Source organism: Pseudomonas sp. GNP014, assembly GCF_054344005.1.
In genome coordinates this window covers 681,059-696,214 of the sequence record NZ_JBTGUS010000001.1, presented here as the reverse complement: position 1 = coordinate 696,214, position 15,156 = coordinate 681,059, and the positions used below count along the sequence as shown (strand labels likewise).

Here is a 15,156-nt window from a genome sequence, read left to right as displayed (position 1 = left end):
ATAAACAGCCCGGACGGCTTACGCCGTCCGGCATAAGCGATTACTGCAGTTTGGCTTTCACGGCCTCCAGGCCAGGTTTACCGTCAATGGTGGTCACGCCAGCGAGCCAGGTATCGAGCACCTGTGGATTCTTCTTCAGCCAGGCCTTGGCAGCCGCGTCAGGCTTCATCTTGTCGTCGAGGATGTTGCCCATCAGTTCACTTTCCATGTCGACGGTGAACTCCAGGTTCTTCAGCAACTGGCCGACGTTGCTGCATTCCTCGGCGTAGCCCTTGCGGGTGTTGGTCGCCACGGTCGCTGCACCGAAATCGGGGCCGAAGAAATCGTCGCCACCGGTCAGGTATTGAATCTTGAAGCGCTTGTTCATCGGGTGCGGTGCCCAGCCGAGGAAGACCACGGCGGTGTCGCGTTTCTGCGCCCGGTCGACCTGCGAGAGCATCCCCGCTTCGGACGATTCCACGACCTTGAAGCCGGCGTCCTTCAGGCCGAAGGCGTTCTTGTCGATCATGCTCTGGATCAGACGGTTGCCGTCGTTGCCTGGCTCGATGCCGTAAATCTTGCCGTCGAGTTCTTTCTTGAATTTGGCGATGTCGGCGAAGTCGTGCAGACCCTTGTCATACAGCGCCTGAGGAACGGCGAGGGTGTACTTGGCGCCCTTCAGGTTGGTGCGCACGGTTTCCACGGTGCCGGCATCGCGGTAGGCCTTGATGTCGTTTTCCATGGTCGGCATCCAGTTACCCAGGAACACGTCCATGTTCTTGCCGTCGGCCAGCGACTTGTAGGTCACGGGCACGGAGATCATGGTGGTCTTGGTCTTGTAGCCGAGGGCGTTGAGCACGACGCTGGTGGTCGCGGTAGTCGCGGTGATGTCGGTCCAGCCGACATCGGAGAAGTTAACGGTACTGCACTGCGCCGGTTCTGCGGCTTGAGCCAGTAACGGCAGACTCAGCATGGCGGCCAACAACAACGACGGGGAACCTTTCATGGATGGACTCCTTGGTGTTTTTTTTGGCAGTGTTCCGACTGGACCACCGCACTTATAGGTTGCGGTTGGATGGCGTTCTGGAGACAGCTCTACCACGGCGCCTTGCAATCGAGTCATAACGATCATGTACCAGTGAAAATCTGACGCCTACAGGGTGGGTCGTATCCAGTACAGGGATGGTCGCATCCAGTGTCAGTGACGTCGTTTACAGCTTTTTTCAGCCCCGTTTGGCCATCTGAACCGCATAAAAACGGCGAAAACCGGGGACGAAAGCGGCACGGCGTTGGTGGGCATGAGTGCGTCGGTGTCAGACGCCGTGCGCCCCGACAAAAGCCTGATGATGCGGGCATTCCGGCGGATCGCAGCTTGAGCGTAGCAGCTCCGCCAGCGGGCGCTTCAAGCCCGGGAACGGCATCCTCAGGAGCTCTGCAGCAATGGCTATCAGCGTTTTCGACCTGTTCAAAATCGGCATCGGCCCGTCCAGTTCCCACACCGTCGGGCCGATGCGCGCCGCGGCGTTGTTCGTCGAGTCGCTCAGGGACAAACACCTGCTGGAACAGGTGCGTCGTATAGAAGTGCAACTGTTCGGTTCGCTGTCGGCCACCGGTATCGGGCATGGCAGCGACAACGCGGTGATCATGGGCCTGATGGGCGAGTGGCCGGACGCAATCGACCCGTCGCAGATCGGCCCGCGCATCCAGGCCCTGCGTGAAACCCACACCCTGTTATTGGATGGACGCCTGTCGGTGCCGTTTGTCTGGGCGCGCGACATGCGCCTGATCGACGAGAATCTGCCGTTCCACCCCAACGCGATGACCCTGATTGCCGAAGGCGATCACGGGGATATTCATCGCGACACCTACTATTCGGTCGGTGGCGGTTTTGTGGTGGATCAGGCGCAGGCCTCCAGCGGTGTGGTCGATCTGGATCGCACCGAATTGCCGTATGACTTTTCCAGCGCGGTCGAGCTGCTGGAACTGTGCAAACAGAACAACCTGCGCGTCGCTGAACTGATGATGGCCAACGAAAAGGTCTGGCGCAGCGAAGAGGAAATTCGCGCCGGGCTGATGAAACTGTGGCGGGCGATGCAGGATTGCGTCGAGCAGGGCCTCAAGCACGAAGGCATCCTCCCCGGTGGTCTGAATGTGCGCCGGCGCGCGGCGAAGTTGCATCGCAGCCTGCAGGAACTGAACAAGCCCAACGTAATCGGCTCGACCCTCAGCGCCATGGAATGGGTCAACCTGTTTGCCCTCGCGGTCAATGAAGAGAACGCGGCCGGTGGGCGCATGGTCACCGCACCGACCAATGGTGCAGCGGGGATCATCCCGGCGGTGTTGCACTACTTTATGAAGTTCAGTGAAGCGGTGACTGACGCCAACGTCGTCGACTACTTTCTGGGCGCCGCGGCGGTGGGCATTCTGTGCAAGAAGAACGCCTCGATCTCCGGTGCCGAAGTCGGCTGCCAGGGCGAGGTCGGTTCGGCCTGCGCAATGGCGGCGGCGGGGCTGGCGGAGATTTTGGGCGCGACGCCGGAGCAATTGTGCAACGCGGCGGAGATTGGCCTGGAGCATAACCTCGGGCTGACCTGCGATCCGGTCGGCGGGCTGGTGCAGGTGCCGTGCATCGAGCGCAATGCGATTGCGGCGGTGAAGGCAATCAACGCGGCGCAGATGGCGCTGCGTGGGGACGGTCAGCACTTTATCTCGCTGGACCGGGTGATCCGCACCATGCGTGATACCGGTGCCGACATGCATGACAAATATAAAGAGACGTCGCGGGGTGGGCTGGCGGTCAGCGCGGTTGAGTGCTAAGTCAGCGCCACCGAGGTGAATTCTTCGCGAGCAAGCTCGCTCCCACAGGAGAACGCATTCCAAATGTGGGAGCAAGCTCGCTCCCACAGGTGAACGCATTCCAAATGTGGGAGCGAGCTTGCTCGCGAAGGCGTCAGACCAGTCAAAACTGCTCGCTAACGGAACACACATAACCGCAGGCGCCACCTTTTAGCGCGTCGCAATCAGATAAGAGTCTTTCCCAGCCACAGTGCGCCTTTTGCACCACCTACCGTCCGTCACCCGTGCCTGCGGTGACACTCACCGCAAACTGCGCGCAGGCCCGTTCCCACAAGTGCTACCGATTTGCTCACACGCCTCGGGGCAGGGCGCTCAGCAACACTAATGGCACTTCGAAACACCTTTCGTCGGACGTCTTGAATAGACACGTCGCGACGTCGTTTTCAGGAGTTATTGAACAGCCATTCAATTTTAGGCATGGCAATTGCTCTGTCATAACAAAGCCCTTCTCCCACGCGAGAACGCTGGCAATAACAAGAGCCTCCGCCTGAGGCCATCACCCGCTTTGTGTGAGGAGATACCGCGATGACGTCGTTCAACTCCGGGGCTCAACCCCAGAACCGTGCGCCTCAATCCATCGGCTTTCTGCTGCTGGACAATTTCACGCTGATTTCCCTGGCCTCTGCGGTAGAGCCGCTACGCATGGCCAACCAATTGTCCGGTCGCGAGCTGTATCGCTGGAGCACCCTCACCGTCGATGGTGGTCAGGTGTGGGCCAGTGACGGTCTGCAAATCACCCCCGATGCCTCCATGCACAAAGCGCCACCGCTGGACACCGTGATTGTCTGCGGCGGGATCGGCATTCAACGCACCGTGACCCGTGAGCATGTGTCGTGGTTGCAAAGCCAGGCGCGCCAGTCCAAGCGTCTCGGCGCCGTGTGCACCGGCAGTTGGGCTCTGGCCTGCGCCGGCCTGCTCGACGGTTTTGATTGCAGCGTGCACTGGGAATGTCTGGCGGCGATGCAGGAAGCTTTCCCGCGCGTGGCGATGAGCACTCGCTTGTTCACCCTCGACCGTAACCGCTTCACCAGCTCTGGCGGTACTGCACCACTGGACATGATGTTGCACCTGATCAGCCGCGATCACGGCCGTGAGCTGTCCGCCGCGATCTCGGAAATGTTCGTCTACGAACGCATCCGCAACGAACAGGATCACCAGCGTGTGCCGCTCAAGCACATGCTCGGCACCAACCAGCCGAAGCTGCAGGAAATTGTCGCGCTGATGGAAGCCAATCTGGAAGAGCCGATCGACCTCGACGAACTGGCGGTGTACGTCGCCGTGTCGCGTCGACAGTTGGAGCGCCTGTTCCAGAAATACCTGCACTGCTCGCCGTCGCGCTACTACCTCAAGCTGCGCCTGATCCGCGCGCGGCAGTTGCTCAAGCAGACGCCGATGTCGATCATCGAAGTGGCTTCGGTGTGTGGTTTCGTGTCGACGCCGCACTTCTCCAAGTGCTACCGCGAATACTTCGGCATTCCGCCGCGTGACGAACGCGTAGGCTCCAACACCACCCAGCAAGTGGCGATGATGCCGCTGCCACAGGCGATCGTGATGTCGCCGCTGTCGGGGCCGATGTCGGCGTTGAGTCAGGCGCGTAATGAGTCGACATTTGCCAGTGTGAGGCTGTAGACCGGGTCGCCCCTATCGCTGGCAAGCCAGCTCCCACAGGTTCTTTGGTGATACAGATATCTTGATCACACCGAACAGCCCTGTGGGAGCTGACTTGCCAGCGATGGCGGCCTGTCAGGCGCTATGGCTTTGCTGGTAATCCGCCAATGCCGGCAACAACTGCTTGTCGATTGCCTGGCGCACCGCAGGCTGGATACTGGCGCCGCTGGTGTACATGTCCTTGACCATCTTGCGCAGTTCAGAGGCGCGAACGTTATCCAGACCACGCACCGCGCACTCGCAAGCCCGCTCGGCGGTAGTGCCACTGGGTACTTGAATACCCAACGCCTTGAGCTGGCCCAGCAAGTCTTCCTGATCAATCAAATCGGCATACATCATGACGCGCATCCTTCTTCGGTAACGGAGGTCGTGGCTCGATTCTGGTAGCCATGCCGGAGCACGGCAAGGGCGATTTGTCGCAGTGGCTGCGACGGCTATGAACAGGTCGTTTTCGGCTAACTCAGTGCCAAGGGGAGTGGGCACACTGGCGCAAGCTCGCTACAGACGGTTTGGTCACCCTCGGCTGGCAGCTCCTCAACAGTACCCTCTGCCCCGATCCTGTCACGGCTTGTATCGGGGCTTTTTTTGGTCTGTGAATCAAAGATGTTCGCGTTGTTTTTACTGACGCCATCGCTGGCAAGCCAGCTCCCACAGGTTTTGGGCCTTGTCACTTATCTGTTGTCGGCGCCGACCCTGTGGGAGCGGGCTTGCCCGCGATGAACGATGACGCGGTTTACCTTTGCAACACCAGAATGCGCGACAACAACTCATCCCGATCGACATAGCAACCCTGGAAATGCCGCGCCCCGGTGGCCGGGTCAAACGCATTGCGCGCATGCAGCGTGCGGCGGTTATCGAAGCACCACAGCTCCCCTGGATTGAGCCGCTGCATCAGCCGAAACCGTGGCTCGCGGGTCATCGCGATCAAGCGTCGATAGGCGCGATACAGTAGCGGCATCTGCTCCACCGATGTATCGAATGCCCCGCGCAGAAAGTTCGCCATGCGAATCTCCGCAACCCGCCCCAACGCATCCAGAGCAATGATCGGCGCCAGGCAGCGATAGTCGCTGTGGCGATCCTTGTTGCGGAATTCCACGGGGATTTCGCACAGCGCGTGAAACAGCTGCGGCGCTTCCTGACGCAAGGCGTCGGCAATCGCAAAACCATCGACAAAAATACTCTCGCCACCCGCGGCGTCATTCACCAGGCAATGCAGAAACTGCAGCCCCGGTTGCAGCTCGCGAGTCGGCAAGTCCGTGTGCAATGGCAGGTTGAAAGCGGTGTAGGCGTTGCTGTCGGCATCGGCCTTGGATTGCACGTTGAACAGCACGCCGAAATTGCTCTCGCGGATGAACGAAATACGCTGCGCGATCAGCTTCAGCGAGCCTGGTTCGGTGGGCACACCGCGCACCTGGGTCAGGCCGATGTCGCGCACCGCGATCAACCATTGCAGCAGGGCGCTGTTGTCATACATCAGCGCGGCGTAGTCGAACACCGGCAACTGCAAATCGCTGCGCCACAGGCAGGCTCTGGGCTTGGCGGCCAGACGTTCGGCCCGGGACGCGTCATCGTAGGCGTGGGCGCGCAGCCACCCGGGGTCGAAGCGGCTGCGGTGGCCGTCCTGCCAGTCGATGCGCAGGCAGCCGTCGCTGTCGATGTGGGTACTGACGGGGGTGAGGTCCGGCGCGGCGTCGATGATCTCGAACACTTGCTCGCGGGTAACACTGTAGACGCACTGCTCGCAGGGGCAGTTGTCCCGCAACCAGACATGATGAAACGGGCTGAAACGGCCGTCAGCCCATTCGATGGCAACGCGATCCGCCAGGTTCTGCACGCCACCGAGCGCGCTGATCAACGGATAAGTACGGAAGTCGGCAACAGCGGCAGCGGTGTTCATGGCGGCTCCTTGCGATAGATGATTTACCGGGCAGGTGGCAGGGCGATGACCCGGCCGATGTAAGCGGGAGCGGGCAGGTCTTGTTGCTCGACGACGATGGCTTGCAGCCGGCTCAGGGTGTCCGGGGTGAACGGTGCCGAGCGCGGGCCGGCGAGGTCGACGTGCAGCAGCATCTGTTCGTTGCCGGCCAGTTCCTGGTCGCCGCCAACCAGGTGCAGGCTGTGATAAAGGTGCAGGCGTTTGCTGTCATGGCCGATGATTTGCGTGCGCACTTCGACCTCGGCGTCGAGCTTCACTTCGTGCAGGTAGTTGAGGTGCAGTTCGAGGGTGAACAGTGAATGGCCGCTGGCTTCGCGGTTGTTGCTGTCCATGCCGAGACGGTCCATCAGGGCGTCGGTGGCGTAGCTGAAAATCAGCAGGTAGAAGGCGTCGCGCAGGTGGCCGTTGTAGTCGACCCAGTCGGGGATGATGGTGGTTTGGTAGGTGGTGAGGGTGGGCATGATTGGGTTCCGGTAGTTGGCGAGTCGTTAAGATCAAGAGCTACCCCCTCACCCCAGCCCTCTCCCCCAGGGGGGAGAGGGGGAAAGGGAGCAGATCCGGGGGGCTTTCAAAACTTGAGTTCGGCTCGGTGGTGCAAGTCGGCTTAGCTCGCATGAACACCGCGGTCAGTCCCCTCTTTCCCAGGGGGAAAGGAAGCAGATCCGGGGCCTTTCAAAACTTGAGTTCGGCTCGGTGGTGCAAGTCGGCTTAGCTTGCATGAACACCTCGGTCAGTCCCCTCTTCCCCAAGGGGGAAAGGGAGCAGATCCGGGGGGCTTTCAAACTTGAGTTCGGCTCGATAGTTCAGGTCGGTGCAGCTCGCATGAACACCTCGGTCAGTCCCCTCTCCCTCCGGGAGAGGGCTAGGGTGAGGGCCGCGATGTCATGCCAGCCCCATCACTCGCTAAAACTCATCCCATGCTTTTCCTTGGTGCTCTTCACCGCCTCCAGCACCGCCAGCAGACAATCATCACGATAGCGCTCCAGCGCCGAAATGCTGTGCCGGCCCAACTGATCACTGGTGCCATCGACTACATCGTCGATCAGCTTGTCGGTCAGCTCCGGTGCTGGCAGATAGGTCCACGGCAACTGCAATGCCGGGCCGAATTGCGACATGAAGTGACGCATACCCGCGTCACCGCCGGCCAGGGTGTAAGTCAGGAAGGTGCCCATGAACGACCAGCGCAGACCGGCGCCGAATCGGATTGCATCGTCGATCTCGCCAGTGGTCGCCACGCCATCGTTGACCAGGTGCAGTGCCTCACGCCACAGCGCTTCGAGCAGACGGTCAGCGATGAATCCCGGCACTTCCTTGCGCACGTGCAGCGGGCGCATGCCGAGGGATTCGTAGACTGTCATCGCCGCTTGCACGGCTTCGGGCGCGGTGTTCTTGCCGCCGACCACTTCCACCAGCGGCAACAGGTAAACCGGGTTGAACGGGTGGCCGACCACGCAACGCTCAGGGTGGGTCGAACTCTCGTAGAACTCGCTCGGCAACAGGCCGGAAGTGCTCGAACCGATCAAGGCATTGGGTTTGGCCGCCGCGCTGATTTTGCTGTGCAGCTCGAGTTTCAGTTCCAGACGTTCCGGGGCGCTTTCCTGGATGAAGTCGGCATCACGCACGCATTCCTCGATGGTCGCGACAAAGCGCAGACGATCCTGCGACGCGCCGGGCGCCAGGCCGTTTTTCTCCAGCGCGCCCCAGGCATTGGCCACGCGTTTGCGCAGTGCGGCCTCAGCGCCGGGCGCCGGGTCCCAGGCCACCACGTCGAGGCCGTGGGCGAGGGCGCGGGCGACCCAGCCGCTGCCGATGACACCGCTGCCAAGGGCGGCGAAGGTTTTGATGTCGGTGATAAAGCTCATGGTGATTTCCTGAATAGTTCGGCGATCAACTGTGGGAGCGAGCTTGCTCGCGAAGGGGGCGGTACATCCGCAGCATCTTCATCAGCAGATCCATCGCATTCGCGAGCAAGCTCGCTCCCACAGGGTTCGAGGTGGGGCAATTAACCGCGCTGGGTCAGGCCCATTTTCTTGCGGCCTTCGGCCGGGGTCAGCACCCGGGCGCCGAGGCGGCTGAGGATCTCGGTGGCGCGTTCGACCAGTTGGCCGTTGGTCGCCAGCACGCCCTTGTCCAGCCACAGGTTGTCTTCCAGGCCGACCCGCACGTTGCCGCCGAGCAACACCGCTTGCGCGGCCATCGGCATCTGCATCCGGCCGATGCCAAACCCGGCCCACACCGCGTCGGCGGGCAGGTTGTCGACCATGGCTTTCATGGTGGTGGTATCCGCCGGTGCGCCCCACGGGATGCCCAGGCACAACTGGAACAGTGGGTTATCGAGCAGGCCTTCCTTGATCATCTGCTTGGCAAACCACAGGTGACCGGTGTCGAAAATCTCCAGCTCGGCCTTCACCCCCAGTTCGGTGATGCGCTTGGCGCCGGCGCGCAGTTGTGCCGGTGTGGACACGTAAATGGTGTCGCCATCGCCGAAGTTCAGGGTGCCGCAATCAAGGGTGCAGATTTCCGGCAGCAGCTGTTCAACGTGAGCCAGACGGGTCAGCGGGCCGACCAGATCGGTGTTCGGACCGAACTCCATCGGGTTCTCGCCCGCGCCGATTTCGAGGTCGCCGCCCATGCCGGCGGTGAGGTTGACGATGATGTCGACGTCGGCTTCGCGGATGCGCTCCATCACCTCGCGATAGAGCGCCACGTCACGGCTGAACTTGCCGGTCTGCGGGTCGCGCACATGGCAGTGCACAACGGTGGCGCCGGCCTTGGCTGCTTCAACGGCAGCAGCGGCGATCTGTTTCGGAGTGACCGGCACGTGGGGGCTCTTGGCGGTCGTGTCGCCAGCACCGGTGAGTGCGCAGGTGATGATGACGTCGTGGTTCATGGTGCGGTTTCCTTCAGGCGTGATGGGTCTGTTCGCAGCGCTGTTTCGGGCTGCGAAGCGTCAGTCAGTCCCCTCTCCCCGGGGAGAGGGTGAGGGGCTGTTCAATCGAGGGTTATTTGCTGGTCAGTTGCAGGTTTTCAGCGGCCGGTTTGCCGTCGAAGGTGGTCACACCGTCGAGCCAGCGCTGCTTGTCTTCCGGGTGATCCTTGAGCCACTGCCTGGCCGATTCGAAGGCGTCTTTGTGATCGAGCAGCGGTTGCATCATCCGGCTCTCGTCTTCGGCGGTGAACGTCAGGTTGCTCAGCAGACGGCCGACGTTCGGGCATTGTTCGGCGTATTTCGGCGCGGTGACGGTCCAGACGGTGGCCATGCCTTCGTTCGGGCCGAGGGCGTCGTTGCTGCCGGTGAGGTAAGTCATTTTTACGTTGACGTTCATCGGGTGCGGCGCCCAGCCGAAGAACACCACGGCCTCCTTGCGGCGCACGGCACGGTCAACGGCGGCGAGCATGCCGGCTTCGCTGGACTCGACCAGCTGGAATTTGCCGAGACCGAACTGGTTCTTGGCGATCATCGCCTTGATCTGCGTGTTGGCGCCCGAACCCGGTTCGATGCCGTAAATCTTGCCGCCCAGTTCCTTCTCGAATTTGGCGATGTCGGCGAAGGTTTTCAGGCCCTTGTCGGCTAGATAGGTCGGCACGGCGAGGGTGGCGCGGGCGTCCTTCAGGCTCGGCGCCGGCAAGACCTTGACCTGATTGGCCTCGACGAACGGGGTGATGGTCTGGGTCATCAGCGGGTTCCAGTAGCCGAGGAACAGATCCAGGCGCTGATCGCGAATCCCGGCGAAGATGATTTGCTGGGAGGCGCTGGTTTGTTTGGTGCTGTAGCCGAGGCCGTCGAGCAGCACCTGGGTCATGGCACTGGTGGCGATCACGTCGGTCCAGTTGACCACGCCCATGCGCACGTTCTGGCACGAGGCGGGTTCGGCCGCCATGACGCTGGCGCTCAAGAAAGCGGTACCGCTGAGTGCAAGAACACAGCTGCTGATCAGTCGTTTCATGTCGGGTTCCTCGGCAGGTCGTTTATTGTGGTTCCCGGCGTCTGATGCGCCGGTGATGCCAAGTTACGCAGCTACGCCCCCGTAAAAACGCACTGCGGCGACTGGCATTTGCACTGTAGCGACCTGTGCGCTTGAACGCTGACGACAATCGGCGTATCAACGATCCACGCTCCCCTCCCTCTCGTTACCCGCGAATCGAGTGCGCCCATGTCCCAGGATTTCTATTTCTTGCTGATGCCGGGGTTCTCCGCCATCGGCTTTATCTCTGCGATCGAACCGCTGCGGGTGGCCAACCGCTTTCGTGGCGAGCTGTATCGCTGGCACGTGCTCAGTGCTGATGGCGGGGCGGTGCTGGCGAGCAATGGCATGTCGGTCAACGCCGATGCGGCGCTGGAACCGCTGAAGAAAGGTGCGACGTTGTTGGTGGTGGCCGGATTCGAACCGCTGAAGTTCGCCACGCCCACCCTCGAGCACTGGTTGCGACGGCTGGACAACGAAGGCGTGACCCTCGGCGCGATCGACACCGGCAGCTTCGTGCTCGCTGAGGCCGGTTTGCTCGATGGTCATCGCCTGACCCTGCACTGGGAGGCCATTGACGCGTTCAAGGAATCTTATCCACAGCTCAGCGTGACCCAGGAACTGTTCGAGATCGACCGCCGGCGCATCACCTCGGCCGGCGGCACCGCGTCTATCGACTTAATGCTCGATCTGATCGCCCAGGCCCACGGCCCGCAACTGGCGATTCAGGTCAGCGAGCAGTTCGTATTGGGGCGGATCCGCCCGCGCAAAGACCACCAGCGCATGGAAGTCGCTACGCGCTACGGCATCAGCAACAAGAAGCTGGTGCAGGTGATTGGTGAGATGGAGCAGCACAGTGAGCCGCCGCTGACCACGCTGCAACTGGCGGATTCGATCAAGGTGACGCGGCGGCAGTTGGAGCGTTTGTTTCGGCTGCACTTGAATGACACGCCGAGCAATTTCTACCTGCGCCTGCGCCTGGAAAAGGCCCGGCAGCTACTGCGCCAGACCGATATGAGCGTGCTTGAAGTCAGCATCGCCTGCGGGTTTGAATCCCCGTCCTACTTCACCCGCAGCTATCGCGCACGCTTTGCGCGCTGCCCCCGTGAAGACCGGCGTACCGCCCAGGCCTGATCTTGAGACCAGCAAATAAACCTGTGGGAGCGAGCTTGCTCGCGAACGCGGTAGATCATTCGAAAAAACTGTCGACTGACACTCCCTCTTCGCGAGCAAGCTCGCTCCCACATGGATTTACTGTGCTTGCGCGAACAGGTTACTTCTTCACCAGCGCCGAACACGCCGCTTTGTAAGCCTCATGCTGATACTTGTTCAGCGTCCCCGGCAGCTCGAAATTATGCTTCTTCGCCTGCGCGTTGATCGTCTGCGGCGACAACAACGTCACCTCACACCCGTCCAGCAGTTGAAACACACCCTCGATCTTGAACGTGGTCGGCCCACCGGCAAACTCGCCCTTCTTGCTGCGTTTCTTGATCGCAATCCGGTCAATCGAATGCTCGCGCACGAACGACGCGACCTGCGCCGCGAAGCGTTTGACGTTGGCCGCCTCGTCATCATCGTCGAGGGCGATTTTCTTGGTATTGAGCGCCACATGGCTCAGCGTTGCCCCGTCGAGAGCGGCCACGGCGATGATCGCTTCGCTGCCTTTGATTTCGATGCCGCAGATGTTCATGGGGAATTCCTTGAAGTGAAGAGGGCCGCTTACAGCTCAAGCTGATTGGCGGTGATGCCGAACGCCGACGCAATTTTCTCGCGCGTAGCCTTGCGAGGCTTGGCGACTGTTTCCTGCTGGGCAAACGCCGGTTGCGAAATACCCATGCGTCTGGCGACTTCTTCCTGAGTCAGGTTGAGGTGTTCGCGCCAGGCACGGATCGGTGTTGCCCCGTCGACCATGCGACTGACAACCTCATGGGGAATCAGGTCGGGCTGCATTTTTTGCGCAACGTACTGCGCGTACGGAATGACCACAAAGGCTGGTTTGCCCTCGGCGTCATTAATGATTTGGATGTCAGTAGGTGCGTTCATCGCGTTTTTTGACCTCTTGAATACTGACCACTTTGATTGCTCCGTCCCAGTCGAACATCACTCGATAATTGCCGACACGCAGGCGGTAGGAGTAGTCATGGCCAATCAGTGCTTTGACATTGCCCACATCAGGCATGTCGGCAAGCGCCGTAACAGCATCCCGAACCTTTACCTGATGCACAGAATGCAATTTCAAGAGTTGCTTAACGGCCTTTCGTGTCCAGTGGATGCTGTTCATGGAAGAATATAAGTATTTTATAAGATTCGCGAATCTTTACTTATATTTTTCAAGGCGACCAATCAAGAACTGTTGTCAGCATATTGCGTGAAAGGCCCGTAGATCGGAGCTTTCACGCAATAGGTGTAGGCGAAGTCGGCATGTGCCGTAAGAAGAAGAGTTTCACGAGGCAAATGCAAAAAACAGTGCCAATTTTCCTTCAAATTTTGAGGACTATTCCTGCCCAATCGACTCCAAAAACTCCGACCGTTCATCACTCATCCGCGCCACGCAATCATTCTGCGCAATCGTGAACGCCTTGCTCCCCGCCGTAGCCGGAAACGCTTCCACCGCACAATCCGCGTCCCGCGTCTTCAACCACTGCTGCTGAGCCGTCTTGATCTTGGCGGTAATGTCCGCCAATTGCGTCGGGTTCTTGCCATACGCCGTCTGCATGCGTTCGTTGAGGCTGGCGTAGTTGTCCTTGAGCAGGTCTTCGGCGGTGGTGCGGCTGTAGGTCGAGCATTCCAGGGTCTGGATGTCGTTTTCCACCGCGTCGCAAGGGTTGTTGTCGGTCTCTTCGGCGGCGTGTACGCCGGTCGCAATCAGGGCCAGGGCCAGGAAGATCGATTTCATGTTGTCGCCGCTCTAATCCAGTGGTGTATCCAAGATGCGCCAGATTCTGGCTCAAGCTGGCGGGCTTGAACAGGTAGCTGATCGGAGCGTCCGGCGACCCTTTGTCGCGGATTGACGCTTTCGGCAATTCCCCTGTCGTTTTTGCACCCGGTCGCCCCTGCACCGAGGCATATGCTGGCCCCAAAGCGCCGGCAGACGATTCGGCGCATGAATCGCCAATAAGGGGACGCCTGATGAGCCCAGCCGAATTACACGCCGACAGCATCGTTATCGACGGTCTGATCATTGCCAAATGGAACCGCGAGCTGTTCGAAGACATGCGCAAGGGCGGTCTGACGGCGGCCAACTGCACTGTGTCGGTGTGGGAAGGCTTTCAGGCGACTGTGAACAATATTGCCGCCAGCCAGAAACTGATCCGCGAAAACAGCGACCTGGTGATGCCCGTGCGCACCACCGCCGACATCCGTCGCGCCAAGGAGCAGGGCAAGACCGGCATCCTCTTCGGCTTCCAGAACGCCCATGCGTTTGAAGACCAGATCGGCTATGTCGAGGTGTTCAAGCAGCTCGGTGTCGGCATTGTGCAGATGTGCTACAACACCCAGAACCTGGTCGGCACCGGTTGCTACGAGCGTGACGGCGGCCTGTCGGGCTTCGGTCGCGAAATCGTCGCCGAGATGAACCGCGTCGGCGTCATGTGCGACCTGTCCCACGTCGGTTCCAAGACTTCTGAAGAAGTCATCCTCGAATCGAAAAAACCGGTCTGCTATTCCCACTGCCTGCCGTCGGGTCTGAAAGAGCACCCGCGCAACAAGTCCGATGAAGAACTGAAGTTCATTGCCGACCACGGCGGTTTCGTCGGTGTGACCATGTTCGCGCCGTTCCTCGCCAAGGGCATCGATTCGACCATCGACGACTACGCCGAAGCCATCGAATACACCATGAACATCGTCGGCGAAGACGCCATCGGCATCGGCACCGACTTCACCCAGGGTCACGGCCAGGACTTTTTCGAATACCTGACCCACGACAAGGGCTACGCCCGGCGTCTGACCAGCTTCGGCAAGATCATCAACCCGCTGGGCATCCGCACCGTCGGCGAGTTCCCGAACCTGACCGAAACCCTGCTCAAGCGCGGCCACTCCGAGCGCGTGGTGCGCAAGATCATGGGCGAAAACTGGGTCAACGTCCTGAAGGACGTCTGGGGCGAGTAACGCTTACTCAAGACCGCCGCCGATCTGCCCCTCTCCTGCGGGAGAGGGCTGGAGTAAGGGCTGCGGCCAACACTGAATCTAATTTTTTCTGGAGTTAAGTTTCCATGGCCAAGATCGCCCCGCAATTGCCAATCGAAGTCGACAGCGAAACCGGTGTCTGGACCTCCGACGCCCTGCCGATGCTGTACGTGCCACGGCACTTTTTCGTCAACAACCACATGGGCATCGAGGAAGTGCTGGGCGCCGAAGCCTATGCCGAAATCCTCTACAAGGCCGGCTACAAGTCCGCCTGGCACTGGTGTGAAAAAGAAGCTGAATGCCATGGCCTGGAAGGCGTCGCGGTGTTCGAGCACTACATGAAGCGCCTGTCGCAACGTGGCTGGGGCCTGTTCAAGATTCAGGACATCGACCTCGACAAAGGCACCGCCAGCGTCAAGCTCGAACACTCGGCGTTCGTCTACGTCTACGGCAAGGTCGGACGCAAGGTCGACTACATGTTCACCGGCTGGTTTGCCGGGGCCATGGATCAGATTCTTGAGGCGCGCGGCAGCAAGATTCGCACGGTTGCCGAGCAAGTCTACGGTGGCTCCGAAGAAGGCCACGACGACGGCCTGTTCACCGTCAAGCCGTTGTAAGTCGAGGAAC

Annotated in this window: 16 protein-coding genes; 5 read left to right on the top strand and 11 right to left on the bottom strand. The window is 60.4% G+C overall.

Annotation, left to right across the window (positions count from 1 at the left end):
• Positions 1–40 precede the first annotated feature (40 nt).
• Positions 41–985, bottom strand: coding sequence for a choline ABC transporter substrate-binding protein (locus ACXX9E_RS03270; RefSeq protein WP_123469423.1), 945 nt, complete (start codon positions 983–985; stop codon positions 41–43).
• A 434-nt stretch (positions 986–1,419) separates the two neighbouring features.
• Here ACXX9E_RS03270 and ACXX9E_RS03265 point away from each other — a divergent pair, with 434 nt between their 5' ends.
• Both ACXX9E_RS03265 and gbdR read left to right on the top strand, forming a co-directional pair.
• Complete coding sequence (locus ACXX9E_RS03265; protein ID WP_222834141.1) at positions 1,420–2,796, top strand: L-serine ammonia-lyase; 1,377 nt, start codon at positions 1,420–1,422, stop codon at positions 2,794–2,796.
• A gap of 564 nt (positions 2,797–3,360) precedes the next feature.
• Positions 3,361–4,464, top strand: coding sequence for a choline metabolism transcriptional regulator GbdR (gene gbdR, locus ACXX9E_RS03260; protein WP_064589578.1), 1,104 nt, complete (start codon positions 3,361–3,363; stop codon positions 4,462–4,464).
• Positions 4,465–4,578: 114 nt separating this feature from the next.
• Here gbdR and ACXX9E_RS03255 read toward each other — a convergent pair whose 3' ends face one another.
• From ACXX9E_RS03255 to ACXX9E_RS03230, 6 genes are all read right to left on the bottom strand, one after another.
• Positions 4,579–4,842 (bottom strand): hypothetical protein, encoded by a 264-nt coding sequence (locus ACXX9E_RS03255; RefSeq protein WP_123469419.1) that lies wholly within the window; start codon positions 4,840–4,842, stop codon positions 4,579–4,581.
• Positions 4,843–5,236: 394 nt separating this feature from the next.
• The gene (locus ACXX9E_RS03250; RefSeq protein WP_458555027.1) at positions 5,237–6,400 is read right to left on the bottom strand and encodes a gamma-butyrobetaine dioxygenase; all 1,164 of its coding nucleotides are present in this window, start codon (positions 6,398–6,400) and stop codon (positions 5,237–5,239) included.
• Positions 6,401–6,423: 23 nt separating this feature from the next.
• Positions 6,424–6,900: a thioesterase family protein gene (locus ACXX9E_RS03245; RefSeq protein ID WP_123469415.1), complete on the bottom strand. Its 477-nt coding sequence runs from the start codon at positions 6,898–6,900 to the stop codon at positions 6,424–6,426.
• 435 nt (positions 6,901–7,335) lie between these two features.
• The gene (locus ACXX9E_RS03240) at positions 7,336–8,301 is read right to left on the bottom strand and encodes an L-carnitine dehydrogenase (RefSeq protein ID WP_123469413.1); all 966 of its coding nucleotides are present in this window, start codon (positions 8,299–8,301) and stop codon (positions 7,336–7,338) included.
• A 140-nt stretch (positions 8,302–8,441) separates the two neighbouring features.
• The gene (gene cdhC, locus ACXX9E_RS03235) at positions 8,442–9,329 is read right to left on the bottom strand and encodes a 3-dehydrocarnitine:acetyl-CoA trimethylamine transferase CdhC (protein WP_213026799.1); all 888 of its coding nucleotides are present in this window, start codon (positions 9,327–9,329) and stop codon (positions 8,442–8,444) included.
• 112 nt (positions 9,330–9,441) lie between these two features.
• Positions 9,442–10,386 (bottom strand): choline ABC transporter substrate-binding protein, encoded by a 945-nt coding sequence (locus ACXX9E_RS03230; RefSeq protein ID WP_458555026.1) that lies wholly within the window; start codon positions 10,384–10,386, stop codon positions 9,442–9,444.
• Positions 10,387–10,593: 207 nt separating this feature from the next.
• On the opposite strand from ACXX9E_RS03230, the gene ACXX9E_RS03225 reads away from it, so the two are divergent.
• Positions 10,594–11,538, top strand: coding sequence for a GlxA family transcriptional regulator (locus ACXX9E_RS03225; protein ID WP_128614060.1), 945 nt, complete (start codon positions 10,594–10,596; stop codon positions 11,536–11,538).
• Between the two features lie 139 nt (positions 11,539–11,677).
• Here ACXX9E_RS03225 and ACXX9E_RS03220 read toward each other — a convergent pair whose 3' ends face one another.
• The 4 genes from ACXX9E_RS03220 to ACXX9E_RS03205 form a co-directional block, all read right to left on the bottom strand.
• Positions 11,678–12,094, bottom strand: coding sequence for a DUF3010 family protein (locus ACXX9E_RS03220; protein ID WP_123469407.1), 417 nt, complete (start codon positions 12,092–12,094; stop codon positions 11,678–11,680).
• A gap of 29 nt (positions 12,095–12,123) precedes the next feature.
• A complete protein-coding gene (locus ACXX9E_RS03215; RefSeq protein ID WP_447806946.1) occupies positions 12,124–12,447 on the bottom strand; it encodes a helix-turn-helix domain-containing protein in 324 nt (107 codons plus the stop codon).
• Complete coding sequence (locus tag ACXX9E_RS03210) at positions 12,431–12,685, bottom strand: type II toxin-antitoxin system RelE family toxin (RefSeq protein WP_123454164.1); 255 nt, start codon at positions 12,683–12,685, stop codon at positions 12,431–12,433. The genes ACXX9E_RS03215 and ACXX9E_RS03210 overlap by 17 nt, the downstream gene beginning before the upstream one ends.
• Positions 12,686–12,898: 213 nt before the next feature.
• Complete coding sequence (locus tag ACXX9E_RS03205) at positions 12,899–13,300, bottom strand: lysozyme inhibitor LprI family protein (RefSeq protein ID WP_458555025.1); 402 nt, start codon at positions 13,298–13,300, stop codon at positions 12,899–12,901.
• A 233-nt stretch (positions 13,301–13,533) separates the two neighbouring features.
• On the opposite strand from ACXX9E_RS03205, the gene ACXX9E_RS03200 reads away from it, so the two are divergent.
• A complete protein-coding gene (locus ACXX9E_RS03200; RefSeq protein WP_027610650.1) occupies positions 13,534–14,511 on the top strand; it encodes a dipeptidase in 978 nt (325 codons plus the stop codon).
• Between the two features lie 104 nt (positions 14,512–14,615).
• Positions 14,616–15,146: a DUF5943 domain-containing protein gene (locus tag ACXX9E_RS03195; protein WP_008083165.1), complete on the top strand. Its 531-nt coding sequence runs from the start codon at positions 14,616–14,618 to the stop codon at positions 15,144–15,146.
• Positions 15,147–15,156 lie beyond the last annotated feature (10 nt).